At 64.3% G+C, this 26,543-nt stretch carries 24 protein-coding genes; 13 read left to right on the top strand and 11 right to left on the bottom strand.

Annotation, left to right across the window (positions count from 1 at the left end):
* Positions 1 to 80: 80 nt before the first annotated feature.
* Positions 81 to 407, top strand: a complete 327-nt coding sequence (gene clpS / locus ACS7SF_RS04715; protein WP_003261876.1) for an ATP-dependent Clp protease adapter ClpS — start codon at positions 81 to 83, stop codon at positions 405 to 407.
* Positions 404 to 2,692, top strand: coding sequence for an ATP-dependent Clp protease ATP-binding subunit ClpA (gene clpA, locus ACS7SF_RS04710; RefSeq protein ID WP_439891901.1), 2,289 nt, complete (start codon positions 404 to 406; stop codon positions 2,690 to 2,692). Before clpS ends, clpA begins: the two co-directional genes overlap by 4 nt.
* A gap of 75 nt (positions 2,693 to 2,767) precedes the next feature.
* On the opposite strand, the gene dut is transcribed toward clpA, so the two are convergent.
* From dut to coaBC, 3 genes are read right to left on the bottom strand one after another with little or no spacing between them, the layout of a single operon-like run.
* Positions 2,768 to 3,214 carry a dUTP diphosphatase gene (dut, locus tag ACS7SF_RS04705; RefSeq protein WP_439891900.1) on the bottom strand — a complete coding sequence of 149 codons (447 nt, stop codon included), beginning with the start codon at positions 3,212 to 3,214 and terminating at the stop codon, positions 2,768 to 2,770.
* Positions 3,211 to 4,254 carry an LLM class flavin-dependent oxidoreductase gene (locus ACS7SF_RS04700; RefSeq protein ID WP_439891899.1) on the bottom strand — a complete coding sequence of 348 codons (1,044 nt, stop codon included), beginning with the start codon at positions 4,252 to 4,254 and terminating at the stop codon, positions 3,211 to 3,213. Before ACS7SF_RS04700 ends, dut begins: the two co-directional genes overlap by 4 nt.
* Positions 4,251 to 5,456: a bifunctional phosphopantothenoylcysteine decarboxylase/phosphopantothenate--cysteine ligase CoaBC gene (gene coaBC / locus ACS7SF_RS04695; RefSeq protein ID WP_439891898.1), complete on the bottom strand. Its 1,206-nt coding sequence runs from the start codon at positions 5,454 to 5,456 to the stop codon at positions 4,251 to 4,253. Before coaBC ends, ACS7SF_RS04700 begins: the two co-directional genes overlap by 4 nt.
* Positions 5,457 to 5,607: 151 nt before the next feature.
* Between coaBC and ACS7SF_RS04690 the strand changes: the two genes are divergently transcribed.
* Positions 5,608 to 6,192: a YdcF family protein gene (locus ACS7SF_RS04690; RefSeq protein WP_439891897.1), complete on the top strand. Its 585-nt coding sequence runs from the start codon at positions 5,608 to 5,610 to the stop codon at positions 6,190 to 6,192.
* A 27-nt stretch (positions 6,193 to 6,219) separates the two neighbouring features.
* Here ACS7SF_RS04690 and lspA read toward each other — a convergent pair whose 3' ends face one another.
* From lspA to ACS7SF_RS04675, 3 genes are all read right to left on the bottom strand, one after another.
* Positions 6,220 to 6,750 (bottom strand): signal peptidase II, encoded by a 531-nt coding sequence (lspA, locus tag ACS7SF_RS04685; RefSeq protein ID WP_439891896.1) that lies wholly within the window; start codon positions 6,748 to 6,750, stop codon positions 6,220 to 6,222.
* Entirely contained in the window at positions 6,750 to 9,629 is a 2,880-nt protein-coding gene (gene ileS / locus ACS7SF_RS04680; protein ID WP_439891895.1) for an isoleucine--tRNA ligase, read from the bottom strand. Before ileS ends, lspA begins: the two co-directional genes overlap by 1 nt.
* A 103-nt stretch (positions 9,630 to 9,732) precedes the next feature.
* Entirely contained in the window at positions 9,733 to 10,731 is a 999-nt protein-coding gene (locus ACS7SF_RS04675; protein ID WP_439891894.1) for a bifunctional riboflavin kinase/FAD synthetase, read from the bottom strand.
* Between the two features lie 205 nt (positions 10,732 to 10,936).
* Between ACS7SF_RS04675 and ACS7SF_RS04670 the strand changes: the two genes are divergently transcribed.
* Complete coding sequence (locus tag ACS7SF_RS04670) at positions 10,937 to 12,769, top strand: ATP-binding protein (RefSeq protein ID WP_439891893.1); 1,833 nt, start codon at positions 10,937 to 10,939, stop codon at positions 12,767 to 12,769.
* A gap of 31 nt (positions 12,770 to 12,800) precedes the next feature.
* On the opposite strand, the gene ACS7SF_RS04665 is transcribed toward ACS7SF_RS04670, so the two are convergent.
* Complete coding sequence (locus ACS7SF_RS04665) at positions 12,801 to 13,466, bottom strand: response regulator (RefSeq protein ID WP_426394561.1); 666 nt, start codon at positions 13,464 to 13,466, stop codon at positions 12,801 to 12,803.
* A 415-nt stretch (positions 13,467 to 13,881) separates the two neighbouring features.
* Between ACS7SF_RS04665 and purN the strand changes: the two genes are divergently transcribed.
* The 7 genes from purN (at position 13,882) to nadC (ending at position 21,653) form a co-directional block, all read left to right on the top strand.
* Positions 13,882 to 14,532, top strand: a complete 651-nt coding sequence (purN, locus tag ACS7SF_RS04660) for a phosphoribosylglycinamide formyltransferase (RefSeq protein WP_439891892.1) — start codon at positions 13,882 to 13,884, stop codon at positions 14,530 to 14,532.
* The gene (locus ACS7SF_RS04655) at positions 14,529 to 15,914 is read left to right on the top strand and encodes an RsmB/NOP family class I SAM-dependent RNA methyltransferase (protein ID WP_439891891.1); all 1,386 of its coding nucleotides are present in this window, start codon (positions 14,529 to 14,531) and stop codon (positions 15,912 to 15,914) included. Before purN ends, ACS7SF_RS04655 begins: the two co-directional genes overlap by 4 nt.
* The gene (locus ACS7SF_RS04650; protein WP_439891890.1) at positions 15,911 to 16,480 is read left to right on the top strand and encodes a phospholipase D family protein; all 570 of its coding nucleotides are present in this window, start codon (positions 15,911 to 15,913) and stop codon (positions 16,478 to 16,480) included. The genes ACS7SF_RS04655 and ACS7SF_RS04650 overlap by 4 nt, the downstream gene beginning before the upstream one ends.
* A 48-nt stretch (positions 16,481 to 16,528) precedes the next feature.
* Positions 16,529 to 17,899, top strand: coding sequence for a mechanosensitive ion channel family protein (locus ACS7SF_RS04645; RefSeq protein WP_439891889.1), 1,371 nt, complete (start codon positions 16,529 to 16,531; stop codon positions 17,897 to 17,899).
* 374 nt (positions 17,900 to 18,273) lie between these two features.
* The gene (locus ACS7SF_RS04640) at positions 18,274 to 19,464 is read left to right on the top strand and encodes a DesA family fatty acid desaturase (RefSeq protein WP_439891888.1); all 1,191 of its coding nucleotides are present in this window, start codon (positions 18,274 to 18,276) and stop codon (positions 19,462 to 19,464) included.
* 156 nt (positions 19,465 to 19,620) lie between these two features.
* Positions 19,621 to 20,769: a quinolinate synthase NadA gene (nadA, locus tag ACS7SF_RS04635; RefSeq protein WP_439891887.1), complete on the top strand. Its 1,149-nt coding sequence runs from the start codon at positions 19,621 to 19,623 to the stop codon at positions 20,767 to 20,769.
* Positions 20,766 to 21,653 (top strand): carboxylating nicotinate-nucleotide diphosphorylase, encoded by an 888-nt coding sequence (nadC, locus tag ACS7SF_RS04630; RefSeq protein ID WP_439891886.1) that lies wholly within the window; start codon positions 20,766 to 20,768, stop codon positions 21,651 to 21,653. Before nadA ends, nadC begins: the two co-directional genes overlap by 4 nt.
* A 15-nt stretch (positions 21,654 to 21,668) precedes the next feature.
* On the opposite strand, the gene nadB is transcribed toward nadC, so the two are convergent.
* The 4 genes from nadB to radC form a co-directional block, all read right to left on the bottom strand.
* Positions 21,669 to 23,270: an L-aspartate oxidase gene (nadB, locus tag ACS7SF_RS04625; RefSeq protein ID WP_439891885.1), complete on the bottom strand. Its 1,602-nt coding sequence runs from the start codon at positions 23,268 to 23,270 to the stop codon at positions 21,669 to 21,671.
* A gap of 183 nt (positions 23,271 to 23,453) precedes the next feature.
* On the bottom strand, positions 23,454 to 23,624 hold the full coding sequence (rpmG, locus tag ACS7SF_RS04620) for a 50S ribosomal protein L33 (RefSeq protein WP_003262397.1): 171 nt from the start codon (positions 23,622 to 23,624) through the stop codon (positions 23,454 to 23,456).
* A gap of 14 nt (positions 23,625 to 23,638) precedes the next feature.
* On the bottom strand, positions 23,639 to 23,872 hold the full coding sequence (gene rpmB, locus ACS7SF_RS04615) for a 50S ribosomal protein L28 (protein ID WP_004631999.1): 234 nt from the start codon (positions 23,870 to 23,872) through the stop codon (positions 23,639 to 23,641).
* Positions 23,873 to 24,052: 180 nt separating this feature from the next.
* Entirely contained in the window at positions 24,053 to 24,727 is a 675-nt protein-coding gene (radC, locus tag ACS7SF_RS04610) for a RadC family protein (protein WP_426394545.1), read from the bottom strand.
* A 119-nt stretch (positions 24,728 to 24,846) separates the two neighbouring features.
* Between radC and ACS7SF_RS04605 the strand changes: the two genes are divergently transcribed.
* Positions 24,847 to 25,335, top strand: a complete 489-nt coding sequence (locus ACS7SF_RS04605; protein ID WP_439891884.1) for an FKBP-type peptidyl-prolyl cis-trans isomerase — start codon at positions 24,847 to 24,849, stop codon at positions 25,333 to 25,335.
* Positions 25,335 to 26,309 (top strand): 4-hydroxy-3-methylbut-2-enyl diphosphate reductase, encoded by a 975-nt coding sequence (gene ispH / locus ACS7SF_RS04600; RefSeq protein ID WP_439891883.1) that lies wholly within the window; start codon positions 25,335 to 25,337, stop codon positions 26,307 to 26,309. Before ACS7SF_RS04605 ends, ispH begins: the two co-directional genes overlap by 1 nt.
* Positions 26,310 to 26,543: the final 234 nt, after the last annotated feature.

Here is a 26,543-nt window from a genome sequence, read left to right as displayed (position 1 = left end):
CGTCCAAACCGTTTGTAGACCTTGAACTCGGTGTTATTTCCCCAAATTGCGAATGCGAAAGGAGTGGTTAGAATAAGACCATGGCAATCCGGCAAGCGACCACTCCACAACACGATGCAGGCACCGTCCTGGAGCGGAAAGAGCAAGCGCTCAAACCGCCCGCGATGTACAAGGTGCTGCTGCTCAACGACGACTACACCCCGATGGAATTCGTCGTGATGATCCTTCAGCAATATTTCAGCAAAGACCGGGAGACTGCCACACAGATCATGCTGACTGTGCATCGGGAAGGGAAGGGCGTGTGCGGTATCTACACCCGGGATATCGCCGCGACGAAAGTGGAATTAGTGTCAACCCATGCACGGCAAGCGGGTCACCCGCTGCAGTGCGTGATGGAGGAAGCATGATCGCGCAAGAACTGGAAGTCAGCCTGCACATGGCGTTTGTTGAAGCCCGCCAGGCTCGCCACGAATTCATTACGGTGGAGCACCTGCTGCTTGCGCTGCTGGACAACCCGACGGCCGCGGAGGTGCTGCGCGCCTGCGCCGCCAATATCGAAGACCTCCGCACGCATCTGAAGAACTTCATCGCCGACAACACCCCGGTGGTGCCCGGCACGGACGAGGTGGACACGCAACCCACGCTGGGCTTCCAGCGTGTGATCCAGCGCGCCATCATGCACGTGCAGTCCACCTCCAATGGCAAGAAAGAGGTGACGGGCGCGAACGTGCTGGTCGCCATCTTCGGCGAGAAGGATTCGCACGCGGTGTACTACCTCCAGCAACAGGGCGTGACCCGGCTGGACGTCGTCAACTTCATCAGCCACGGCATCCGCAAGGATCAGGCCGAACCGGCCAAGCACGGTGACGCTAACCCCGAAGGCGAAGCCGGTGACGGCAAGGAAAGCCCGCTGGAGCAATTCACCCAGAACCTGAATGCGCTGGCCAAGGCAGGCAAGATCGATCCGCTGATCGGCCGCGAGCAGGAAGTCGAGCGCGTGGTGCAGGTGCTGTGCCGCCGCCGCAAGAACAACCCGCTGCTGGTCGGCGAGGCTGGTGTCGGCAAGACCGCCATTGCGGAAGGTTTGGCATGGCGCATCACCAAGGGTGAAGTGCCGGACATCCTCGCGAAGTCCGTCGTCTACTCGCTCGACATGGGCGCGCTGCTGGCCGGTACCAAGTACCGCGGTGACTTTGAACAACGCCTGAAGGGCGTGCTGAAGTCGCTCAAGGACAACCCGAACGCGATCCTCTTCATCGACGAAATTCACACGCTGATCGGTGCGGGCGCTGCGTCGGGCGGCACGCTGGACGCGAGCAACCTGCTCAAGCCGGCGCTGTCGTCGGGTGCGCTCAAGTGCATCGGCGCGACCACGTTCACGGAATATCGCGGCATCTTCGAGAAGGACGCCGCGCTGTCCCGTCGCTTCCAGAAGATCGATGTGGTGGAGCCGTCCGTCGACCAGACTGTGCAGATTCTGCGTGGGCTGAAGTCGCGCTTCGAAGAACACCACGGCGTGAAGTACGCATCGTCGGCGCTGACTGCTGCGGCTGAGCTGTCGGCGCGCTTCATCACCGACCGCCACCTGCCGGACAAGGCGATCGACGTGATCGACGAAGCCGGTGCCGCGCAACGCATCCTGCCGAAGTCGAAGCAGAAGAAGACGATTGGCAAGGCGGATATCGAAGACATTGTTTCGCGTATTGCCCGCATTCCGCCGCAAAGCGTGTCGCAGGACGACCGCAGCAAGCTGCAGACGCTGGAGCGCGATCTGAAGTCGGTCGTGTTCGGGCAAGACCCGGCCATCGACGCGCTGGCTTCGGCCATCAAGATGTCGCGCGCGGGGCTGGGCAAGACGGACAAGCCGATCGGCTCGTTCCTGTTCAGCGGCCCGACGGGCGTGGGCAAGACGGAAGTCGCCAAGCAGTTGGCGTTCATCCTGGGCATCGAGCTGATCCGCTTCGACATGTCGGAGTACATGGAGCGCCACGCGGTGAGCCGGCTGATCGGCGCGCCTCCGGGCTACGTGGGCTTTGACCAGGGCGGTCTGCTGACGGAAGCCGTCACCAAGAAGCCGCATTGCGTGCTGCTGCTGGATGAGATCGAGAAGGCGCACCCGGACATCTTCAACATCCTGCTGCAGGTGATGGACCATGGCGCGCTGACCGACAACAACGGCCGCAAGGCGGATTTCCGCAACGTGATCATCATCATGACGACCAACGCGGGCGCCGAGACGATGAACAAGGCGACCATCGGCTTCACCACGGCGCGCGAACAGGGCGACGAGATGGCCGACATCAAGCGCATGTTCACGCCGGAGTTCCGCAACCGTCTGGATGCGACCATCAGCTTCCGCTCGCTGGATGAGGAAATCATCATGCGTGTGGTCGACAAGTTCCTCATGCAGCTGGAAGAGCAACTGCACGAGAAGAAGGTGGACGCCATCTTCACCGAGAAGCTGCGTCGCTTCCTGGCGAAGAAGGGCTTCGACCCGCTGATGGGCGCGCGCCCGATGCAACGCTTGATCCAGGACATGATCCGCAAGGCGCTGGCCGACGAGCTGCTGTTCGGCAAGCTGACCAACGGCGGCAAGGTGATCGTGGATCTGGACGATGCCGATGCGGTGAAGCTGGAGTTCTCCGAGAACGAGGCGCCGCCGGCACCTGCGCAGGAAGAAGCCGAGGCTTAACGAAGCTGTCGCTTCAAGGAAAACGGCCCGGAGGGTTCAACCTTCCGGGCCGTTTTTTTATTGCGTGGACGTTGCCTAGTGGCGACCAGTGCTCCCAAAGCCGCCCGCGCCGCGATCGCTCTCGGCAAAGTCATCGACGATGTTCAACTCGGCTTGCACCACGGGCACGATCACCAGTTGCGCAAGGCGCTCCATCGGGTTCAGCACGAAGGCCGTGTTGCCACGGTTCCACGTGCTGACCATCAACTGGCCCTGGTAGTCCGAATCGATCAGGCCGACCAGGTTGCCGAGCACGATGCCGTGCTTGTGGCCCATGCCCGAGCGCGGCAGGATCAGCGCCGCATAGCCAGGGTCGGCCAGGTGGATGGCCATGCCGGTCGGGATCAGGTGCGTGGTGCCGGGCTCGATGGTGAGCGGGGCGTCGATACAGGCGCGCAGGTCCAGCCCGGCGCTGCCGGTGGTGGCGTACTGCGGGAGCTGTTCGTGCAGGCGGGCGTCGAGGATCTTGACGTCGAGTTTCATGCGGGGCAGGCCGAAGAGGTTGCAGAAGCCGGAGATGGTAGCGCAAACGCCTCGGCCAGCAGCTCGTATGAGCGCAGGCGGGCCTTGTAGCTCGGTGCGACGGTGAGCACGATCAGTTCGTCGGCGACGAAGCGGTCCTTGAGCGCGTGCACCTGATCGGCGATCGATTCCGGTGTGCCGATGATGCTGCGCGGGCGCTCGCGCATGACGATGGCCTGGTCGCGCTCGGTGTAGACGTGCGCTTCGCCTTGTTCGACGGTTGGGATCGGGCCGTTGGCACCGAGCGCCATCTGCACGCGGCGCAGGTCGACGGCCGCTTCATAGCGGCGCGCTTCGGCTTCCGTGTCGGCAGCGATCACGAAGATGGCCGCGGCGCTATACGGACGCGCATCGTAGCCGGGTTCGAAATCGGTGCGGTACTGCTTCGTGACGATGTGGCCGACGTGCGGGTTGATGAAGTGCGCGAAGGCGAAGCGGATGCCAAGGCGCGCGGCCAGTGCGCCGCCGAAATCGCTGGAGCCGAGCATCCACAACTCGGGTTTGGTGTCGATCTCGGGCTGCAGGAGGACGCCGTAAGCCGGGTGATCTGACGGCAGCGTGCCGGTTAGGTGCCAGATCAATTCCTGCACCTGCTGCGGGAAGATGTCGCCGCGGTTGTAGTCGCCCATGGCGACCGCCTGCGCGGTGCGCATGTCGCCGCCAGGTGCACGGCCGACGCCGAGGTCGATGCGATTCGGGAACAGCGCCTCCAGCAGGCGGAACTGCTCGGCCAGCTTGAACGGGCTGTAGTAGGGCAGCATCACCCCGCCAGAGCCGACACGCAGGTGCTTCGTGGCGCTTGCCACGCGGGCGATCATGACCTCGGGCGCGGGGTTGCTGACGCCGCGCAGGCCGTGGTGTTCGGCGCACCAGTAGCGCGTGTAGCCGAGCGAATCAGCGAGTTGGGCCAGGTTGACCGTCGCGGCGATGGCGTCGCGCGCGCTGTGGCCGTAGATGACCGGGCTCTGGTCGAGAACGGACAGGCGGATCGGTGTGCTCATGGCTTTGTCCCATGCACACGGTCCGCGATGGCGGCGACGATCTGGCGCGCCAGCGTCAGCTTGTCGGCGCGCGGTAGGCGGGTGATGCCCTTTGCGTCGAACAGTGCGACTTCGTTGTCGTCGCGGCCGAAGGTCTGGTGGCCCAGGTTGCCGACCAGCAGCGGAATGCCTTTCTTCTGGCGCTTGGCCTCGCCGAACTCTTCCAGGCGCTCGGTCTCGGCCGCAAAACCGACGCAGAACGGTGCATTCGTGCGGCGCGCGACAGCGGCCAGGATGTCCGGGTTCTGCGTGAACGCCAGTGCGGGCACGTCGGTGTCGTTCTGCTTCTTGAGCTTCTGGTCGGCCGCTTGCGCGACGCGCCAGTCGGCCACCGCAGCCACGGCGATGAAGATGTCGTTCTTCGTAGTGTCCAGCTCGTGCATCACCGCATCGTGCATCTGCTGGGCGGTTTGCACATCGATGCGCAGCACACCGGCGGGCGTGTCCTGATGACAGGGCCCGGCGACGAGCGTGACCTCCGCACCCGCCTGCGATGCAGCGCGTGCCAGCGCAAAGCCCATCTTGCCGCTGGAGAGATTCGTGATGCCGCGCACCGGATCGATCGGCTCGAAGGTTGGTCCTGCCGTCAGCAGCACGCGGTGCCCACGCAGCAGCTTGGGCTGGAAGAAACCGATGAGCCGCTCGACGATGTCTTCCGGCTCCAGCATGCGGCCGTCGCCGACTTCGCCGCAGGCCTGGTCGCCGGCGTCGGGGCCGAGCAGGGTGACGTCATCGGCGCGCAGTTGGGCGGCATTGCGTTGCGTGGCGGGCGCGGCCCACATCTGCCGGTTCATCGCGGGGGCGACGAGCAGCGGGCAGTCGCGCGCGATGCACAGCGTGGAGAGCAGGTCGTCGGCCATGCCGTGCGCGAGCTTGGCGAGGAAGTCCGTCGATGCCGGGGCGATGACGATGGCGTCGGCCTCGCGCGAGAGGTCGATGTGCGCCATGTTGTTGCCGATGCGGTTGTCCCATTCGGACGTGAAGACGGGACGCCCGGAAAGCGCCTGCATCGTCACCGGCGTGATGAAGTGCGTAGCGGCGTCGGTCATCACCACCTGCACGGTGGCGCCGGCCTTGGTCAGCAGCCGCACCAGTTCGGCCGACTTGTAGCACGCGATGCCGCCGGTCAGGCCGAGCACGAAATGTTTGCCTTGCAGTTCCATAGAAACCCGCTTGGAAATCCGATTGACGCAATGTGCGAGGCAGGATACAACCCGGGGCCCGGATCGGCCTGCCAGTGAGTGTGGCGATGATACCGGCTTGGCCTGCAGCGCGTCCGGCGCCCGGGTTTTTCCTCAAATGCTTATTCGCGATATGGTTTTCCGTCTGAATGTTCGTCGCCCGTCCGTCCGCAATGTCTTGGCTGTGATTGGCCTCTGCGCCATCGTGGCTGGGGTTGTCGGCACCGTGCTGGTACGCGAGTCCAAGGTGTGGCTGCGCGAAGAGTCGCTGCCCGGTCAGGCGGATTACCTTGTCGTGCTGGGTGGGGAATCGGGCCAGCGGGTGATCGGCGCGGCCGAGCTGTATCACGCGGGCGTGGCGCCGCGTGTGTTCGTGAGCGGGCAGGGCGATTGCCTGGTGATCGTGCGCCGCCTTGTGATGGCCGGCGTGCCGGCGGATCGCATCGACCATGAATGCGAATCGGGCAGCACGATGGAAAACGCTCGGATGACGCGCCAGACGCTTGCGGACAAGGACGTCCATAGCGCTGTGCTGGTCACGAGCTGGTATCACACCGGCCGTGCGCTCAAGGCTTTCCGCCAGGTGTGGCCCGAGGTGACATGGGGTGCGCGCGGCGTGTTCGCCGGCGATACGTTCGCGAAATCGATCCCGGTCTACGAGGCCGGGACGATTCTGGCGGAGTACCTCAAGCGGGCGTGGTACGCGATCCGATACTGATTCGCGCCCACGCCGTCACGCGGTGGCTCAGCGACGCACGCGTCGCAGTTCGTCGATGATCAGCAGCACCGCGCCAATGCAGATACCGCAGTCCGCCACGTTAAAGGCGGGCCAGTGGTAGGTGTTCAGGTGGAAGTCGAGGAAGTCCACCACGTGGCCGTAGATAACGCGGTCAATTACGTTGCCCAGCGCGCCGCCCAGAATGAGCGCCAGCGCGAAGCAGAACATCTTCTGCCCGCTGTGACGCTTGAGCAGCCACACGATGAACAGCGCTGCCGCGATGCCCAGGCCCGTGAAGAACCAGCGCTGCCAGCCGCCGGCCGCCGCCAGGAACGAGAACGCCGCGCCGCGATTGTAGGCCAGCACGAGGTTGAAGAACCCGGTGATGGGCCGCGATTCGCCGTAGACGAAGGTCTTGAGGATGGCGACCTTGGTCAACTGGTCCAGCAGGATCCAGATGACGGCCAGGCCCAGCCACGGGCCCACGCCATGGCCGCTGCCGCTACCGCTCTTCTTCAATCCGACCGACTTGCTCTTACCGTTGTTACGAGTGGCCATCAGGCAGCGCTCCGTTGTTCACCGGCGCCGAACAGGTTGTCGGTGCAGCGCTTGCAGAGGGTCGGGTGGGCGTGGTCGTGGCCGACGTCAGCGCGGTAGTGCCAGCAGCGCTCGCACTTGGCGTGCGAGGAGGGCACCACGCTGATCAGCAGGTCGCCACCTTCCGGCGCGCGCTCCAGCTTGGCCGCCGACGTGATCAGCACGAAGCGCAGATCGTCGCCGAGGCTGTTCAGTGCGTCGTACACCGTGTCACCCGCTGCGACGGTCACTTCCGCTTGCAGCGACGATCCGATCTTGCCATCGACGCGCAGCGTTTCCAGTTGCTTAGTGACTTCGCCACGCACGTTGCGGATGGCGGCCCATTTCTCCAGCAGGGCGCTGGCGCCTTGCGGCAGCGGGGCGTCGTAGTACGTGCTGGTGAAGATTGTGTCGGTGTGCTCCGTGTCGTGCGCGAACACTTGCCACGCCTCTTCGGCCGTGAACGACAGGAACGGCGCCATCCAGTGCAGCATCGACTGGGTGATGTGGTACAGCGCGTTCTGGGCCGAGCGGCGCGCCACAGAATCTGGCGCCGTGGTGTACAGGCGGTCCTTCAGCACGTCGAGGTAGAAGCCGCCCAGGTCTTCCGAGCAGAACGTCTGCAGCTTGGCGACCACCGGGTGGAACTCGTACACGTCGTAGTGCGAGAGCACTTCCTTCTGCAGCGCGTCCGTCATCGCCACGGCGTAGCGGTCGATTTCGAGCCATTGCTCAGTCGGCAGCGCGTGCTTGGCGTGGTCGTAGTCCGTCAGGTTGGCGAGCAGGAAGCGCAGCGTGTTGCGGATGCGGCGATAGCCTTCCACCACGCGCTTCAGGATCTCGTCGGAGATGGCGAGTTCGCCCGAGTAGTCGGTCGAGGCCACCCACAGGCGGATGATCTCGGCGCCCATCTTGTTGGCGATTTCCTGCGGCGCGATCGTGTTGCCGATCGACTTGGACATCTTGCGGCCTTCGCCGTCCACGGTGAAACCGTGCGTCAGCAGGCCCTTGTACGGCGGCTTGCCGTACAGCATCGACGCCGTCAGCAGCGACGAGTGGAACCAGCCGCGGTGCTGGTCCGAGCCTTCCAGGTACAGGTCAGCCAGGCGACCGTCCGGCAGATCCGCCGAGGCGTCGTACAGGTCAGCCGCGTGCGAGCCGCGGATGACGTGCCAGTGCGTGGTGCCCGAGTCGAACCACACGTCGAGCGTGTCGCGGTTCTTCTCGTACATGTCCGCTTCATCGCCGAGCAGTTCGCGTGGGTCGAGCGTCTGCCAGGCTTCGATGCCGCTCTTCTCGATGCGCTGGGCCACTTGCTCCAGCAGCTCGGGCGTGCGCGGGTGCAGCGCGCCGGTTTCCTTGTGCACGAAGAAGGCCATCGGCACGCCCCATTGGCGCTGGCGCGAGAGCGTCCAGTCCGGGCGGTTGGCGATCATGTTGTGCAGGCGCTGCTTGCCCCACGACGGGTAGAACGCGGTAGCGTCGATGCCGGCCAGGGCAGTCTCACGCAGCGTGGCGTTGCTGTCGTTCGGTTGCACGTCCATCCCCGCGAACCACTGCGACGTGGCGCGGTAGATGATCGGCGTCTTGTGGCGCCAGCAGTGCATGTAGCTGTGCGGGTGCTTGTGCGCGTCGAATAGGTTGCCGGAGTCGCGCAGCACTTCGACGATCTTCGGATTGGCGTCCCAGATCATCTGGCCGCCAAACAGCGGCAGGGTGGACGCGTACACGCCGTTGCCCATCACCGGGTTGATGATGTCGGCGTCGACCATGCCGTGCGCCTTGCACGACTGGAAGTCTTCCACGCCATACGCAGGCGCGGAGTGGACGATGCCGGTGCCGGTGTCGATCGTCACGTAGTCGCCCAGGTAGACGGGCGAGGTGCGGTCGTAGCCGGCGTCCATCTTGGCCAGCGGATGGTGGAAGCGCACGCCGTTGAGTGCCGCGCCTTCGCACGTGGCCAGCACGGTGCCTTCGAGCTTCCAGCTCTGCAGGCAGGCTTCGACGCGCTCCTTGGCGACGATCACCAAGCCGCGCGTCGTATCGACCAGCGCGTATTCGATTTCCGGGTGCAGGTTCAGCGCCTGGTTGGAGGGGATCGTCCACGGCGTGGTGGTCCAGATCACGATCCAGCCCGGCTTGGCCTTGAGCACATCCGCGCCCACGTGGAAGGCGCTCGCCAGTGCGTCGATATCGGCAAACGGGAAGCCAACGTCGATCGACAGGTCGGTCCGGTCTGCGTATTCGACTTCCGCCTCGGCCAGCGCCGAGCCGCAATCAAAGCACCAGTTGACCGGCTTCAGGCCGCGGAAGACGTAGCCCTTTTCCAGGATCTTGCCCAGCGCCCGGACCTCATCCGCCTCGTTGCGGAAGTTCATGGTCAGGTACGGATCGGCCCAGTCGCCCAGCACACCCAGGCGCTCGAAATCCACCTTCTGGCGGGCAATCTGGCCGGTGGCGTAGGCGCGCGCCTTCTCTTGCACTTCCTTGACGGGCAGGCCCTTGCCGAACTGCTTTTCGATCTGGATTTCGATCGGCATGCCGTGGCAGTCCCAGCCGGGCACGTAGACGGCGTCCAGGCCGGTCAGGCCGCGCGCCTTGATCACCATGTCCTTGAGGATCTTGTTGACCGCGTGGCCGATGTGCAGATCACCGTTCGCATACGGCGGGCCGTCGTGCAGGATGAACTTCTTCGCGCCCTTGCGTGCGGCGCGGATCTTCTTGTAGAGCTGCTTGTCCTGCCACTGCTTGACCCACAGCGGCTCGCGCTTGGGCAGGTCGCCGCGCATGGGGAAGGGCGTGTCGAGCAGGTTGACCGGGTACTTGCTCTTCTCCGGCGTGGGCTTCTTGGAATCGGACATGGTGTGATGTGGGGCAGATTCGGGCAAATCGGATCGGTGCAGCGCGCCTACGAGTGCAGGGCGCGTGCGCGGCGTAGCTTCGGGCGGCGAGTGTGTCAGCCGCCTACTGAATTCGATCGGTAGCGGAGGTGGCGAAGTCTCGCCGCAAGGCTGGCGATTCGCCGTCGGCAGGCACAGCCAAGCCGAAGAAATGGCGCGCGTCGATGCAGTCCTGCGCGATGGCATCTTTCAGCGCGTCGAGCGAGTCGAAGCGGGCCTCGTCGCGCAGCTTCTTCATGAATTCCACGCGGACCAGCTTGCCGTAGACGCTGGCGTGGTAATCGAAGATATGCACTTCCAGCAGCACGCGGCCGGAGTCGTCCACGGTCGGGCGCACGCCGATGCTGGCCACGGCCGGCAGCGGCTTGTCGGCCAGCCCATGCACCTGCACGACAAAGATGCCCGCCACCGCCGGCTTTTTATGCGAGATGCGCAGGTTCAGCGTCGGGAAGCCCAGCGAGCGGCCGAGCTTCTGCCCATGCACCACGTGTCCGCTGATGGCGTAACCGTGGCCGAGCAGACGGCGCGCGTGCTCCAGGTCACCCGCGGCCAGCGCCTCGCGCACGGCCGAGCTCGAGATGCGGATACCAGATTCCGACACCGAGCCCATCTGCTCGACTTCGAAGCCGAATTGCGCGCCAGCGGCCTGCAGGTAGGTGAAATCGCCCGCGCGCTTGGCGCCGAAGCGGAAATCATCGCCCACTAGCAGCCAGCGCGTATGCAGGCCGTCGACCAGCACGTTGCGCACAAACTCGTCTGGCGTCTGGCCAGCGAAATGCGCGTTGAAGTGCTCCACGACGATGCGATCGACGCCCTGTTTGCGCAGGCTTTCGAGCTTGTCGCGCAGTAGTGCGATGCGAGTCGGGGCGCGGTCCGGCATGAAGAATTCGCGCGGATGCGGCTCGAACGTCATGACCGTGAGCGGCAGCCCGCGTGCGTCGGCCGCCGCGCGTGCACGGGCCAGCAGAGACTGGTGGCCGCGGTGCACGCCGTCAAAGTTGCCGATGGTCAGCGCACAGGGCGCGCGACTTTCGGCGTTGGGCAGGCCGCGAAAGACTTTCACGAGAGACGTTGGTGGTTCGAGGAAAAGGAAACGCTTGGATGCCGGATCGGGCCCATCCGCCGCGAAAATCCAGCAAAACGCACATTATATAAGGGATTGCCCCAGCGCCCGCGCACCTCAAGGTGTTGCGTAATTGCCCGAAGAATGTGTTCGATTGTGACGGGCTTGCGGCACAATCCGTTATTCTCTCTTTTCCTGTCAACCCTTGAACGCCCCGCTGCGCATTTTCTTCGCCAAGTTTGGGCTCGCCAGCCGCGCGCCGCTTGAACTGGACGCCCGAGCCAAGCTGCTCGCGGCCGTGCATCGTGGCGCGCCCATGGGGATCGCCGCCTCGGTTGTCCTGCCCGCCTTGACGGTCGCTGCGTTCTGGGACGCCCCCAACCGGCTGGTGCTGCTGGGCTGGTGCCTGATCATGCTGTGCCTGACGGCGTCGGGCCTGCGTTTCTATTTCGGTTACCGCTACGACCTGACCCGCATGACGCTGGCCGCGCACACCCGCAAGTGGTGGACCAGCATGCATGTCATGTCGGCGGTGGGCGGGGTGGCGTGGGGGTGCTCGGCGGGGCTCTATCTGATGTCGCCGTCGCTGGAGTTCAGCAGCCTGTTGATGATTGTGATCATCGGTGTGGCGGCTGCGGCGGTGCTCTCGCAGGCGCCGGTGCCGTCCAGCCTGCTGATCCTGGGCACGGGCATCCTGGCGCCGCACTTTGTGCTGGCCGAGCAGGCGTTTCCCGGGCACGGGCTGTACCTGCGCGGGGTGCTGCTGTTTTTCGCCGCGCTGCTGACGCGGCACGCAGTGAACATCCACAACACGCTGGTGCGCGAAATCCAGCTGGAAAACGAAAGCCGCCAGCTTGCGCGCCGCTATCAGGACGAAAAGCAGCGTGCGCTGTCGGCATCGGAAGAAAAATCGCGCTTTCTGGCCGCCGCCAGCCACGACTTGCGCCAGCCGGTGCACGCGATCGTGCTGCTGGTGGAGGCACTGCGGGCGCGCAACCAGTCCGAATCGCTGGCGCCGCTGGTGGAGCAGTTGGCTTCGGGTGCAGCGACGATCGATCTGCTGTTCCGCTCGCTGCTCGATCTGTCGAAGCTGGAGAGCCGCAAGACCTCGCCGACGCTGGAGCCGGTGGACCTTGGCGAGGTCATCACCGAGGTGGTCCAGCAGTTCATGCCGGATGCGCGCGCCAAGGGGCTGACGCTCACGTCACGCATTCCGCCGCTGCCGGTGTTCGGTATGGCCGAGCCGGTGCTGCTGCGCCGGGCGCTGTTCAATCTGCTGCAGAACGCACTGCGCTACACGGAGCGGGGTGGCGTGATGGTGGCGCTGCGCGTGCGTCAGAAGTACCTGCGCATCGAGGTGTGGGACACCGGCATCGGCATTGCGCCCGAGCATCAGAAAGACATCTTCTCGACGTACTACCAGGTCGAAAACCCCGAGCGCGACCCGAGTCAGGGGCTGGGCCTGGGCCTGTCGATCTACAAGGAATGCGTACGCCTGCTGCGCGGCACGTTTGGCGTGCGTTCCGTGCCGGGGCGTGGCTCGATGTTCTGGATGGCGCTGCGCCCCGTGCCCGCCGAGATCAAAGCGCCCCTCGCCGCCGAGCCGCGCGCCCAGCAGAAGCGCGCAGTGCTCGATCAGCCGCGCTTCTCGGGCGTGGTGCTGGTGGTGGATGACGACGCGCAGATCCGCAAGGCGTGGCACGCGCTGCTGGAAGCCTGGGGCGTGGAAGTGCATAGCGCCGCCGACGGCACCGCCGCCGAGCAACTGCTGTCGAAGGGCCTGCGCCCACAGATCATCTTCTGCGATCTGCGCCTGCCTGGTAAGGAAGATGGTTTGCAACTGCTGGAGCGCTGGCAGGTCAGTCACCCCGATGCCCACGCCGTGCTGCTCACCGGCGATCGCAACTCCGAAGCCCTGGCCCGCGCCGAAGAAGCCGGCTACCTGCTGCTGGCCAAGCCGATGGACCCGAACATGTTGCGCGTGCTGCTCAAGCGCTGGCTGCGCGGCCGCGCAGCTGAGCCGCAGATCGCGTACTAGGGCCTGTTCCCATACGGGACAGGCCAAACAATCAGGCAGCGCCTGTCAGGCGGAAGCGCTCCATGCGCGAAATGATCTGGATGCGCGTGCGCACGCCCAGCCGCTGCAGAATCGCCGAGACGTGTTCCTTGACGGTGTTTTCCGTCAGGCCTAGTTGGCGCGCGATGGATTTGTTCGGCAGGCCTTCCAGCAGCAACGCCAGCACCGAGCCCTGACGCGGCGTCAGGCCCAGTTCGGCCGGTGTGATCGGGATACCGTGCGAGGCGTTGCCCTTGCCGTTGATGCCGCCCAGGTCGTCTTCCGACGGGAACGATGTATCACCGCCGAAGATGCCCGCAACCGCCTTGGAAAACGCATGCGCATCCGCGTGCTTGCCAATGAAGCCGATGGCGCCCAGGGCCTGGGCCTTGGCGACAACCTCGGGTGTGTTTTCGGCCGACATGAAGGCAAAGCGCGCTTCAGGCAGCTTGCTGCGCAGTTCGCGCATGGCGTCGAAGCCGGTGCAGTCGGACAGCCAGACATCCAGCAGCACGACATCCGGGCGGACGCCGTCATCTACCAGCGCCAGCGCTTGGCGCCGGCCAATGGCCGCATGCACCTGAACTTCCGGCAAAGCTTGTGCAAGAAAGGTGGTCGTGCCAGACAAGGCGAGAGGGTGGTCGTCAACCACCAGCAGGCTACGCAGCGAGCTCGTCATTCTTATTCCCCGGTGAGGGCATTGCCCTCTTGTTGTTGTACGCGTGCCGACCCGGCGCGGGCGGTGGCGTTTCGGGCCGGGTTTGCCACCCTGCGCCGATTTGCCGTCACGGTTACCGTCCACGCGATGTTGCGGCGCACGATGAAACGAGGCGCAATGCGCGTCGGACCACCGCTGGCCGCCCTCCCGACCCCTGGGGCGCGGACAATTATGGTGTCGAGATTATCAGAGCGCGGCATCGCTCGCCAACGTTCGGCCGCGCGTTTGTGCTGGTGCGGCAGGGTTTTTGCAGTTGCGCGTCGGCTAAATACCACGCTGCCAGCAAAGCCGCCTGCGAGGCGGCCGCGCGGGCGTCACGCGGTGCTGCACACCCAATTTTCATGGGGGAGTGCGGCGCACTTGATAAAATGCCGCGATGAAAAATATCGTCATTCTCATTTCCGGGCGGGGCTCCAACATGGAAGCCATCGTCCGAGCCTGTCAGGCCGAAGGCTGGCCAAGCCGCATTGCTGCTGTCATTTCTAATCGGCCCGATGCGGCCGGACTTGAATTTGCCGCCTCGCACGGCATTGCCACCGCGGTTGTCGACCACAAGGCGTTTGCCGATCGCGACAGTTTTGATGCCGCTCTGGCGCAAGCCATCGACGGCTTCTCGCCAGACCTGGTGGTGCTGGCAGGTTTCATGCGCATCCTCACGCCGGGCTTCGTCAAACACTACGACGGGCGCATGCTGAACATCCATCCCTCGCTGCTGCCGTGCTTCCCGGGCCTGCATACGCATGAACAGGCACTGGCCATGGGCGTGAAAGTGCACGGCGCGACCGTCCACTTTGTGACCGCCGAGCTGGACCACGGCCCGATCGTTTTGCAAGCCGCCATCGAAGTCCGCCAGGACGACACCCCGAAGACGCTTGCCGCACGCCTGCTGACACAGGAACACGTGATCTATCCGCGTGCCGTGCGCTGGTTCGTAGAAGGGCGCCTGAGCGTTGAGCAAGGCGTGGTGCGCGTATCGCCGGATGCGTCGCAACTTGTGATTGGCGCAGACGCGCGGGAGGCAGCATGAGTCAGGATCGTCAGCGCCCGCGCAATGGCGGATCGGGCAATAAGCGCGCGAATTCTGGCGGCGGCGGTTGGTATCGCGCGCCGCAGGGCAAACCGGTGCAACGCAGCGCCCCGCGTCCTCGCACGGGCGTGCACGGCAGCCACTTTGAACATCTGGACAAGGTGCTCGCGCGCCTGCTGCACTTTGCCGCGCCGGCTGACATGGTCGTCAGCCAGTACTTCCGCGAGCACCACGAACTTGGCCACCGGGAGCGCGGCATCATCGCCGAGGCGGCCTTTGCCGTCTTGCGCCGCAAGACCGAATTCGGCCAGTTTGCCGAGAGCGGTACAGGCCCCGCGCGTCGCCGCTCGGTGCTGCTTGGCCTGCTGCAGACGGCGGGCCGCGAGGCCATCGCGCCGTTCCTGAGCCCGGCCGAAGCCGAGTGGCTGGACCGCTGGGAACTCCGCGATCGCGCTGCCCTGGCGCCGCGCGTGCGCGCCAACTTGCCGGATTGGCTGTTCGACGCGCTGGTCGCGCAGCACGGCGCCGACTTTACCGAGGCGCTGGCGCAGGCTTGGCTGACGCCCGCACCGCTGGACCTGCGCGTCAACACGCTCAAGGGCGACCGAGACGCGGTGCTGGCCACGCTGGCGGAAGCCGGCATCGAAGGCGCTGCGGCGCCGTTGTCGCCGGTGGGCATTCGCCTGGCCGGCAAGCCGGCGCTGAATAAGCTGGAGATCTTCACCAACGGCACGGTCGAGGTGCAGGACGAGGGCAGCCAGTTGCTGTGCCAACTGCTGGCACCCAAGCGCGGCGAAATGGTGGTCGATTTCTGCGCAGGCGCGGGCGGCAAGACGCTGGCGATTGGCGCGGCGATGCGCTCGACGGGGCGTCTGTACGCTTTCGACGTGTCGGAAAAGCGTCTGTCGAACTTGGGCCCGCGCCTGGCGCGCAGCGGTTTGTCGAACGTGCACCCGAGCCGCATCGACAGTGAGCACGACGCCAAGGTCAAGCGCCTGGCCGGCAAGATCGATCGCGTGCTGGTCGATGCGCCCTGCAGTGGCCTGGGCACGCTGCGCCGCAATCCGGACCTGAAGTGGCGCCAGTCCGCGCAAGCGGTGGAAGAGATGTCGGCCAAGCAGCAGTCGATCCTGACGTCTGCCGCGCGGCTGCTGAAGCCGGGCGGTCGTCTCGTCTATGCAACCTGCAGCGTGCTTGCGCGCGAGAACCAGCAGGTGGTCGAGCAGTTCCTGGCTGCGCATGAAGACTTCGTGCTCGTGCCTGCTGGCGAGGTGCTGGCGGCGCAGAAGATTGCGCTCGACATGGGGCCGTATCTGGAGCTGTATCCGCAGGTACACCAGACTGACGGCTTTTTCGCAGCCGTGCTGGAGCGCCGCGCATGATGGTGCGCCGATGGGGTTGGCTGCTGATTGCCGTGTTGGCATTCAGCGCCGGCGGTGTCGCCCAGGCGCGCAATGCACCGCCGGTGCTGCCGGCCAAGGGCACGGTGCAGGCCGCGTTCACGCCGGACGACGATATCGAAGGCCTGCTGGCCGACGCCATCGACGAGGCGCGCGAGCAAGTGCTGGTGCAGGCGTATCTGTTGTCGAACAAGGCCATCGTGCGCGCGCTGCTGGCGGCGCATCAGCGCGGCGTGGATGTGCGTGTGCTGGCCGACCGCGAGCAGATGATGCGCGCCAACGGCAGCCGCGTACCCGAGATCGCCAACGCGGGCATTCCGGTCTGGCTGGAGGTGCGCTACAAAAACGCGCACAACAAGGTCATCGTGATCGACCCGCGCGGTGTGCGCCCCGTGCTGGTGACCGGCAGCTTCAACTTCACGCAGACCGCACAGCGCGGCAACGCCGAGAACGTACTGATCGTGCGTGGCGATGCTGACCTCGCGCGGCGCTACGCCGCCAACTGGCAGAAGCACGTCGCCGACGCGTTGCCTTATCAAGCCCAATAAGACGCAATGAACAAGCCCCGTGCGGGTTTGCAATAACCGATTGCTCCCATGGATGGATTGCCGCTGAACCTGAATCACGTCGCGCTGGGCCACATGATCGGTGACATCGTCTCCGACCTTGGTGGCCCGCGCTTCATCTGGCAGCTGGGCGTGCTCGTGTTGCTGCTGGGCGTTGCGTGGCTGCTCGCTGGGCCGATCGCGCGGCGCCTGCATGCCCGTCATGTCAACGACACGTTTGCGCTGCGCTTTGCGTGGTCGAGCCTGGAGCGCGCGATGTTCCCGCTGATCGGCTGGCTGCTGGTGCTGGGCGCGCGCTATGCGCTGGTGGGCACCATGCCGATCAGCGTGTTCCGGCTGGCCGCGGTGCCGCTGTTTGGCCTGGCGATGCTGTACCTCGCGTTTTATGTGCTCCGGCGCGTGTTGTCCGCCAACGGCGAGTTGCACGGCATGCTGGTGCTGGTCGAACGCGTGCTGACCACGCTGATGTGGATTGGCATGGTGCTCTACGTGCTCGGCGTGCTGGGCGACGTGGTCGATTACCTGGACAGCATTCGCTTTGCCGTGGGCGGCAAGCAGAAGATCAGTCTGGCAGCCATGCTGATGGGTGTGGTGTGGATTCTGCTCACCGTGCTCGTGGCGATGTGGTTCGGCTCGTGGCTGGACAATCGCATTACGCGCGCCACGGCGCTCGACGCCAATCTCAAGGTCGTGCTGTCGCGCGTGGCCAAGGCGATGCTGCTGCTGGTCTCCCTGCTGCTGAGCCTGTCGTTGGTGGGCATCGACCTGACGGTGTTGTCGGTGTTTGGCGGTGCGCTGGGCGTGGGCCTCGGTTTGGGCCTGCAGAAGATCGCCAGCAACTACGTGTCGGGCTTCATCATTCTGCTCGAGCGCTCGCTCAAGCTGGGCGATCAGATCACGGTCAGCTCCTACACCGGCATCGTTACGCAAATCCGCACGCGCTACACCGTGGTCCGCAATGGGGACGGCGATACGCTGGTGCCCAACGAGCTGATGGTCGCGCAGGCGGTGCAGAACCATAACGAACGCGGCACCGTGCGGGTGGCTGTGCGCGTGCAGGCATCGTATGCGGCCGACCCGGAAGCCGTGCTCGCCTTGCTGGTGCAATGCGCCGAAGGTGTTCCGCGCGTGCTGGCCGATCCGGCGCCCGCTGCGTTCATGGTGCTGTTTGCAGACAGCGGCATCGAGTACGAACTGGGTGTGTGGATCGCTGATCCGCACAACGGCAAGCTCGGCGTGCAATCTGAGTTGAACCGCGCGATCTATCGTCGCTTCAAGGCGGCGGGGATCGAGATTCCGTATCCGCAGCGCGAGGTGCGGATGCTGGCGCCCGTCACGGTTCAGCAAGGCGCATCAGGTGATTCTGGCGCCGCTTCCGACAGTGCTTCCGCGCCGGCCTAACATAGGTCGGCCGGGAACGGTGCTCGCTTGTTCTGGGTCAAATTGGCGGTTTTCCCCCATGGATTAGAGGGGGTATTCGGTTAGAATGCTAGCTTCTCCCACGAAGGATGAGACGGTGCCGTCGCAATGCGTTCCAGCTTGCGGCAAAGCGCCGCGAATGGCTTGCATTGCGCAGGGCGGAGGTCACATGAGCGGCACGGCTGAAAGCCTGCCGATGTGACGCGCAAGCCGGGTGCCGACACGCTCGACGCCCGATTCCCCGCCAAGACGACCCCGCTGTTGCATGCATGTGACAGCGGATGGCCTGACGAAGCAGCACTGTCCCTCCCGACCTAGGCTGCTTCCATCACCCCGAGTTGACCACGGAGAGCACTTTGATCGACTCCATTCTGAATTTCCTTGCCAACGGCACCCTCGACTGGGCGTGGTGGCAAATCCTGATTTTCACGCTGGTGGTGACCCACATCACCATCGCCAGCGTCACGATTTTCCTGCACCGCTGCCAGGCGCACCGTGCACTGGATCTCCACCCGATTCCCGCCCATTTCTTCCGTTTCTGGCTGTGGCTGACGACCGGCATGGTCACGCGCGAATGGACCGCCATCCACCGCAAGCACCACGCCAAGTGCGAAACCGAAGAGGATCCGCACAGCCCGCAGACCCGTGGCATCCGCAAGGTGCTGATGGAGGGCGCTGAGTTGTACCGCGCCGAGGCGAAGAACCAGGAGACTATCCAGAAGTTCAGCCACGGTACGCCGGACGACTGGATCGAGCACAACCTGTACTCCAAGTTCACGTGGCAGGGCGTTGGTCTGATGCTGATTCTGGACGTGCTGATGTTCGGCGCGCTGGGTCTGACGGTGTGGGCGGTGCAGATGCTGTGGATCCCGATCCACGCCGCCGGCATCATCAACGGCTTGGGCCACTACTGGGGCTACCGCAATTTCGATTGCGAAGACGCTTCGACCAACGTGTCGCCGTGGGGCATCATCATCGGCGGTGAAGAACTGCACAACAACCACCACACGTATGCCACGTCGGCCAAGTTCTCGGTCAAGTGGTACGAATTCGACATCGGTTGGGGCTACATCCGCGCGCTGGAAATCGTGGGCTTGGCCAAGGTGAAGAAGGTCGCGCCCAAGGCTCGCTTTGGCGATGTGAAGCCGGTCGACCAGAACACGCTGGAAGCCATCATCGCCAACCGTTATGACGTGATGGCGCGTTACGCCAAGGCCGTCAAGACCGCTTACCGCGAGGAACTGGCCAAGCTGAAGGCCTCGCGGGATACGGAATACCGTGCGCTGAAGCCGGCCCGCAAGTGGTTCCATCGCGACGAGGCCAAGCTCGGTGCACCGCAGCGCGAGCAGCTCTCGCAAATCGTGTCGGACCACTCGTCGCTGCACACGTTCGTGGAAATGCGCCGCGAGCTGGGTGCCCTGTGGAGCCGCTCGAACGCCACGCGCGAACAGCTGCTGCATCAACTGCAGGACTGGTGCAAGCGCGCTGAGGAAAGCGGCATCCATGCCTTGCAGGAATTTGCCGTGCGCCTGCGCCGCTACGCCTGATTTTTCTGTTTCATAGATGAAGCCCCGCTCCCCAGCGGGGCTTTTCTTTTGGGTAAACTACGTATCGCGGCACGAGTCCTCCTCACACACCGTCTGTTTCATTGCCGCGCCAGCTTTTCTGGCGCTCTAAAGGCATGAAGGGACGGGGAGACCACCATGGAAACCCACATCAAGACGGTTGAATTTGAGCGCCCGGATATGCTTGCCGAGGCGCAATCTGGCGCTAGTTGCGTCGCCCACGCCTGGGCAAAGGTACCGCCCGTGCTGTCGCGCGAAGAACGTGACGAGCTGAAAGCCCGCATCAAGCGCCTGCTCAAGGAGCGCGAAGCGGTGTTAGTCGCGCACTACTACGTCGACGCCGATCTGCAAGACTTGGCCGAAGAGACCGGCGGCTGTGTGTCGGATTCGCTGGAGATGGCGCGTTTTGGCCGTGACCATTCGGCCAAGACGCTGGTGGTGGCGGGCGTGCGCTTCATGGGCGAGACGGCCAAGATCCTGAGCCCAGAAAAGACCGTGCTGATGCCCGATCTGGACGCAACGTGCTCGCTCGATCTGGGCTGCCCGCCGGACGAATTTGCGGCGTTCTGCGATGCGCATCCGGATCGCACCGTCGTCGTCTATGCCAACACCAGCGCCGCTGTGAAGGCGAGGGCGGATTGGATGGTGACGTCCTCCATCGGCCTGAAGATCGTGCAGCACCTGCACGCGCAGGGGAAGAAGATCCTGTGGGCGCCGGATCGGCACCTTGGCAGCTATATCCAGAAGCAGACCGGCGCCGACATGCTGATGTGGCAGGGCTCGTGTCTGGTGCACGACGAATTCAAGGGCGTGGAGCTCGACCTGCTGCGCGCGGAACATCCGAACGCGAAGATCCTCGTGCATCCGGAATCGCCGGAATCGGTGGTCGCGCAGGCGGATGTGGTTGGCTCAACGTCGCAGTTGATCGCGGCGGCGCAGTTCCTGTCGGCCAACGAGTTCATCGTGGCGACGGACAACGGCATCCTGCACAAGATGCGCATGGCTGCGCCGGGTAAGCATTTCATCGAGGCGCCGACGGCCGGTAATAGTGCCACCTGCAAGAGCTGCGCGCATTGCCCGTGGATGGCGATGAACGCGCTGACCAATCTGGCCGAGGTGCTGGAAAGCGGCCGCAACGAAATTCACGTTGATCCGGCCATCGGTCAGCAAGCCGTGGTCTGCATTGACCGCATGCTCGACTTTGCCGCGCAGGAGAAGGCCGCTGTTCGCCCCCAGGGGGATCTGGCTGCCAACGCACAACTCTTTCAAGGAATCGGCCCGGCATGACGGCGACTCACATCAACCCGAGCGCCACGCAGGCGATTTTTGATAGCTTCGGCCCGGCGCTGCGCGAGGCGCTGGCCGCCAACGTAGCCGCCGCGATTGCCGAGGATGTTGGCACGGGCGACCGTACCGGCTTGCTGGTCCCCGCCGACCGCCATGCACGTGCGCGCGTGATCGTGCGCGAGCACGCCGTACTGTGCGGCACACCGTGGTTCGATGCGTGCATGCGCGCCGTTGATCCGACGCTGCGCGTGACGTGGCGCCAGCAAGAGGGCGATCGCATGGCGCCCGATTCGGTGGTGTGCGAGATCGAAGGCCCGGCGCGGTCGCTGCTGACGGCGGAGCGCCCGTCGCTGAACTTCCTGCAGCTGCTGTCCGGTGTGGCGACGACCACGTCGCGCTATGCCGAGGTCATTGCCGGTACGCGGGCCCGCGTGCTCGACACACGCAAGACGCTGCCGGGCCTGCGCCTCGCGCAGAAGTACGCCGTGCGCATCGGCGGCGGCGAGAACCAGCGCCTGGCGTTGTACGACGGAATTCTCATCAAGGAAAACCACATCGCTGCGGCGGGTGGCGTAACGGCGGCGCTGCGTGCAGCGCAGGCGCTGAATGCCGGCGTGCCGATTCAGGTTGAGGTGGAAACGCTCGAGCAGCTCGACGAAGCGCTGGCGGCGGGCGCCACGTCCGTGCTGCTCGACAACTTCGACACGCCTGCGATGCGCGAGACCGTGCGGGTGACAGCGGGCAGGGCGCTGCTGGAGGTGTCCGGTGGCGTGAATATCGACACGATCCGCGCGTTTGCCGAGACGGGCGTGGACCGCATCTCTGTCGGCGCGCTCACGAAGGACGTGCGCGCAACCGACTATTCGCTGCGGATCGTGGAATAAGCGGTCGAGCCGCGCTTAACGCTTGCGCGCAATCTGCCGATGGGTCGGCTGCATGACCGTCGGCAGTGCCTTCGGCAGGGTCTCAGGGTAGTCGCGCGAGAAATGCAGGCCGCGGCTTTCATGCCGTGACAGCGCACTGTCGACGATCAGCGAGGCCGCCTCGACCAAGTTACGCAGCTCCAGCAAGTCGTGCGTCACGCGGAAGTTGGCGTAGTACTCGGTAATCTCCTCGCGCAGCAGGGCAATGCGGTGCTGTGCGCGCTCCAGCCGCTTGTTCGTGCGCACGATGCCGACGTAATTCCACATCATGCGACGCAGCTCGTCCCAGTTGTGCGAGACGACGACTTCCTCGTCGGCATCGGTTACGCGGCTCTCATCCCACGCCGGAATCTGCACCGACGTCGGCGTCGACTGCGGTTGCGCGAGGATGTCTTCCGCCGCGCCGCGCCCGATCACCATGCATTCCAGCAGCGAGTTGCTCGCCAGCCGGTTTGCGCCATGCAGGCCGGTGTAGGCTGTTTCGCCCACCGCGTACAGGCCGGCAATGTCCGTGCGGCCCAGATGATCCGTCACCACGCCGCCGCACGTGTAGTGCGCCGCCGGCACCACCGGAATCGGTTCGCGGGTGATGTCGATACCGAGCTCCATGCAACGCGCCAGGATCGTCGGGAAGTGCTCCTTCAGGAATTCCGGGTTCTGGTGGCTGATGTCCAGGTACACACAATCCAGGCCGCGCTTCTTCATCTCGAAGTCGATGGCGCGAGCGACGATGTCGCGCGGAGCCAGCTCGGCGCGTTCGTCATGCGCGGGCATGAAGCGTGTGCCATCGGGCAGGATCAACTTGCCGCCTTCGCCGCGCACGGCTTCGGTAATCAGGAACGACTTGGCGAACGGGTGGTACAGGCAGGTGGGGTGGAACTGGATGAACTCCATGTTCGCCACGCGGCAGCCCGCACGCCACGCCATGGCAATACCATCGCCACTGGCCGTGTCCGGATTCGTCGTATAGAGGTAGACCTTGCCGGCGCCGCCCGTGGCCATCACGGTCTGGCTGGCGGTGAGTGTTTTGACGTGGCCCGACGCAACGTCCAGCACATACAGGCCATGGCAGCGCATGCCGGGCAGGCCCAGTTTCGCATCGGTAATGAGGTCGATCGCGAAGTGGTCTTCCAGCAGCGTGATGTTTGGGTGATTGCGCACCTTCTCCACCAGCGTCGTCACCACGGCATGGCCGGTGGCATCCGCTGCGTGGATGATGCGGCGATGGCGGTGGCCGCCTTCGCGCGTCAGGTGGAAGCCAAGTTCCGCCTGTTCATCGCGCGTAAAGGGCACGCCGTGGCCAATCAGCCATTCGATCGCCTCGCGTCCGTTCTCGACGATGTAACGCGTGGCCGCTTCATCGCACAGGCCCGCACCCGCGATGAGTGTGTCGTCGACATGCTCGTCATGGCTGTCGCCGGAGTCGAGCACGGCGGCAATGCCACCCTGCGCCCAATCGCTGGCGCCTTCCGGCAAGCTGCGTTTGCTGATGACGACCACACGGCGGTGATCGGCGAGGTGCAGGGCGACGGTCAGGCCCGCCAGACCGCTGCCGACGACGGCAACATCGAAATTCATGGAAGACGCGAGACGCGGAGCAGGCGCGGCTGTGAACTAGCACAGCCACGTGACAATCGGAAACAATCGGAAGGGGCAGTGTACACCGCACCGCGCTAAACGGCGGGCAACAAAAAACCCGCCTTGAAGCGGGTTTTTGCTGTCGGTCGGGCCGACGGAAACAAGACAATGCAATCGCGAGGATTACTTGATCTTGGTTTCCTTGTAAGCGACGTGCTTGCGGGCGACGGGATCGAACTTCATGATCTCCATCTTTTCCGGCTTGGTGCGCTTGTTCTTGGTGGTCGTGTAGAAATGACCCGTACCTGCGGTCGATTCCAGCTTGATCTTGTCGCGTCCGCCTTTGCTGGCCATGATTTAACTCCTAATTAGACTTCGCCGCGTGCGCGCAGGTCCACGAGCACTTCGTCGATGCCTTTTTTATCGATCAGGCGCAGACCGGCGTTCGAGACGCGCAGGCTCACCCAGCGGTTTTCGGATTCGACCCAGAAGCGGCGATTCTGCAGGTTCGGCAGAAAACGGCGCTTGGTCTTGTTGTTTGCGTGGGAAACGTTATTGCCGACCATCGGCGCTTTCCCGGTCACTTGACAGACGCGTGCCATGGAGCACTCCTAACTTAATTCGTTGGCTACAGTTTGCGACCGGGCGCTGGGACCAAAACCAAGCGCAGCGCCACTGTAGAGGTGGGACTTCAGCGAAACGCGGATTATACACACAAAACTGCTGGCAAATCAACGAGATCGATCGATTGCTGTTGGGCGCCACGCGATGCGGCGTCGGCGCTACATCTTGCCGTGCTCCAGGAAGCCATACACCGTGGTCCGCCCGACGATCATGTGATCCAGCACCATCACGTCCAGCAAAGCCAGCGCGCGGCAAAGCTCGCGGGTCAGGGTGATGTCGGATTCGCTGGGTTCGGCGTGGCCGGTGGGGTGGTTGTGCGCGAGGATGACAGCGGCTGCATTGTGATGCAAGGCGCGCTTGGCAATTTCACGCGGGTAGACGCGGGCTTCGGTCAGCGTGCCGCGGAACAGCTCCTCCCACGCAATCAGGCGATGCCGTACATCTAGAAAGAGGCAGGCAAACACCTCGTGCGGGCGGTGGCCGAGCGTCAGGCGCAGGAAATCCTTCACGCTTTGTGGGGATTCGAAGGTCTGGCCGTGGGTGATGTCTTCTTTGAGGGCGCGGCGAGCGACCTCCAGCAGCGCGTGCAATTGCGCGTATTTGGCTGGCCCCATGCCGTTGATCGACGAAAACTCTTGCTGCGAGGCGTGGCACAACCGCCCGAGCGAGCCAAAGTGCGTCAATAGTTCGCGCGCGAGGTCGACGGCGCTTTTGCCGGGCATGCCGACCCGCAGGAAGATGGCCAGCAGCTCTGCATCGGAGAGCGCGCCCGGGCCGTGGGCGAGCAGTTTTTCACGGGGCCGCTCGTGAGCGGGCCAGTCGACGATTGCCATAAGGGGGAGCGAGGGTGGAAAAGCCCTATAGATATAGATGTGCGGCTGGCGCCGCGCCTGCGGCCGCCGGAAGGGCTGACGTACAATAACGGGTTACTTTTTGGTCAAGCAGGTTGAGCGTGCAAAATTTGGTGAACGAGGCGTCCACAGCGACGTCAGGCGATGCAGCCAAGGTGGTTGGCCCGGATTCTTTTCTGACGCTGCACTACCGCATCGCGTTGGAAAACGACACGGATATCGTGACGACCTTCGGCGAAAAGCCGGCCACGCTGCTGCTGGGCCAGGGCCAGATGGCGCCTACGCTGGAGCAGGCGCTGCTGGGCATGCGCGAGGGTGAGCGCACGACGTTCCGCCTGGCGCCCGAGCATGCGTTCGGCCCGCGCAACCCGGAGCTGCTGCAGCGCGTGTCGCTGGCCACGCTGCGCGAGAACTCCTCGTTTGAAGAGGATTACCAGCCGGGCGATCTGGTTGAGTTCAACGCGCCCAGCGGCGGCAAGTACGCCGGGGTACTCAAGGAAGTCGGCGAGACCTCCGCGCTGTTCGATTTCAACCACCCGCTGGCCGGCCAGACCATCGTGTTTGAAGTCCAACTGATCGGCATTCTGTAATGAGCAACGCTGTGACCGCCCCCATCGATCCTGTTACCCAAGCCGACGCCGAAGTCCTGCTCGCACAGCCGCGAGGCTTTTGCGCCGGCGTGGATCGCGCCATCGAGATCGTCGAACGCGCGCTCGAGCTGTTTGGCGCGCCGATCTACGTGCGCCACGAGATCGTGCACAACGCCTACGTGGTGAGCGATCTTCGCAACAAGGGCGCGGTGTTCGTGCAGGAGTTGGACGATGTGCCGGTGGGCGGCACCGTCATCTTCAGCGCGCATGGCGTGTCGCGTGCGGTGCGCGAGGCGGCCGAGGCGCGCGGCCTGCGCGTATTTGATGCGACGTGTCCGTTGGTGACCAAGGTGCACGTTGAAGTCTCGAAGATGCGTGCGCAAGGCTTCGAGATCATCATGATCGGCCACAAGGGACACCCTGAAGTGGAGGGCACGATGGGCCAGGCCAACGACGGCATGCTGCTGGTGGAGTCCGTCGACGACGTCACGCATCTCGTGGTGAAGGACCCGACCCGCCTGGCGTATGTCACGCAGACCACGCTGTCGGTGGATGAGACGCAGGAGATCGTAGCGGCCATCAAGGCGCGCTTCCCGACGGTGCACGAGCCGAAGAAGCAGGACATCTGCTATGCCACGCAGAATCGCCAGGACGCGGTCAAGTTCATGGCGCCGCAAGTGGAAGTGGTGATCGTGGTCGGCAGCCCGAATAGCTCCAACTCCAACCGGCTGCGCGAACTGGCCGAGAAGCTGGGGGTGCCTGCCTATATGGTAGATACGCCGGAACAGGTGAAGCCCGAATGGTTGGCCGGCAAGCGCCGTGTCGGCCTGACGGCGGGCGCTTCGGCGCCGGAAGAGTTGGCGCAGTCGATTGTCGACCGGCTCAAGGCATTGGGCGCGCGCACGGTGCGCCCGTTGGACGGCATTCAGGAAAACATGTCCTTCCCCCTGCCGAGGGGACTTCAAATCAATTGAATGCCTTTATGTAAATGCCCACTTAACAGAAAAAAAGAAGTGCACAAAGACGGTGCGCCCTAATGCGGTGCATAAAGCGCTTTTGGATCATCAGCGGCCACTCTAACCAGGGTGGCCGTTTCATTTTGTGCATTGCAAAAACGGCATCAACGCCCGCGAAGCCTTGATTTACCGTGCATATCGCCCGCCAAGCCGCATGGCTCCAGGGTTTCCCCTAGTCTGGCACGGTTCTTG

Origin of the sequence: Ralstonia sp. 25C (genome assembly GCF_051904805.1) — a bacterium.
In the GTDB taxonomy this organism is placed as follows: Bacteria; Pseudomonadota; Gammaproteobacteria; order Burkholderiales; family Burkholderiaceae; genus Ralstonia.
Note: the sequence above shows the minus strand (reverse complement) of the source record. Positions and strands in the feature narration are given on the sequence as shown.

Bases quoted from the DNA above. Each gene is read 5' to 3' on its own strand.
- clpS (WP_003261876.1), top strand. From the start codon at position 81: ATGGCAATCCGGCAAGCGACCACTCCACAACACGATGCAGGCACCGTC.
- clpA (WP_439891901.1), top strand. From the start codon at position 404: ATGATCGCGCAAGAACTGGAAGTCAGCCTGCACATGGCGTTTGTTGAA.
- dut (WP_439891900.1), bottom strand. From the start codon at position 3,214: ATGAAACTCGACGTCAAGATCCTCGACGCCCGCCTGCACGAACAGCTC.
- ACS7SF_RS04700 (WP_439891899.1), bottom strand. From the start codon at position 4,254: ATGAGCACACCGATCCGCCTGTCCGTTCTCGACCAGAGCCCGGTCATC.
- coaBC (WP_439891898.1), bottom strand. From the start codon at position 5,456: ATGGAACTGCAAGGCAAACATTTCGTGCTCGGCCTGACCGGCGGCATC.
- ACS7SF_RS04690 (WP_439891897.1), top strand. From the start codon at position 5,608: ATGGTTTTCCGTCTGAATGTTCGTCGCCCGTCCGTCCGCAATGTCTTG.
- lspA (WP_439891896.1), bottom strand. From the start codon at position 6,750: ATGGCCACTCGTAACAACGGTAAGAGCAAGTCGGTCGGATTGAAGAAG.
- ileS (WP_439891895.1), bottom strand. From the start codon at position 9,629: ATGTCCGATTCCAAGAAGCCCACGCCGGAGAAGAGCAAGTACCCGGTC.
- ACS7SF_RS04665 (WP_426394561.1), bottom strand. From the start codon at position 13,466: ATGACGAGCTCGCTGCGTAGCCTGCTGGTGGTTGACGACCACCCTCTC.
- purN (WP_439891892.1), top strand. From the start codon at position 13,882: ATGAAAAATATCGTCATTCTCATTTCCGGGCGGGGCTCCAACATGGAA.
- ACS7SF_RS04655 (WP_439891891.1), top strand. From the start codon at position 14,529: ATGAGTCAGGATCGTCAGCGCCCGCGCAATGGCGGATCGGGCAATAAG.
- ACS7SF_RS04650 (WP_439891890.1), top strand. From the start codon at position 15,911: ATGATGGTGCGCCGATGGGGTTGGCTGCTGATTGCCGTGTTGGCATTC.
- ACS7SF_RS04645 (WP_439891889.1), top strand. From the start codon at position 16,529: ATGGATGGATTGCCGCTGAACCTGAATCACGTCGCGCTGGGCCACATG.
- nadA (WP_439891887.1), top strand. From the start codon at position 19,621: ATGGAAACCCACATCAAGACGGTTGAATTTGAGCGCCCGGATATGCTT.
- nadC (WP_439891886.1), top strand. From the start codon at position 20,766: ATGACGGCGACTCACATCAACCCGAGCGCCACGCAGGCGATTTTTGAT.
- nadB (WP_439891885.1), bottom strand. From the start codon at position 23,270: ATGAATTTCGATGTTGCCGTCGTCGGCAGCGGTCTGGCGGGCCTGACC.
- rpmG (WP_003262397.1), bottom strand. From the start codon at position 23,624: ATGGCCAGCAAAGGCGGACGCGACAAGATCAAGCTGGAATCGACCGCA.
- rpmB (WP_004631999.1), bottom strand. From the start codon at position 23,872: ATGGCACGCGTCTGTCAAGTGACCGGGAAAGCGCCGATGGTCGGCAAT.
- radC (WP_426394545.1), bottom strand. From the start codon at position 24,727: ATGGCAATCGTCGACTGGCCCGCTCACGAGCGGCCCCGTGAAAAACTG.
- ispH (WP_439891883.1), top strand. From the start codon at position 25,335: ATGAGCAACGCTGTGACCGCCCCCATCGATCCTGTTACCCAAGCCGAC.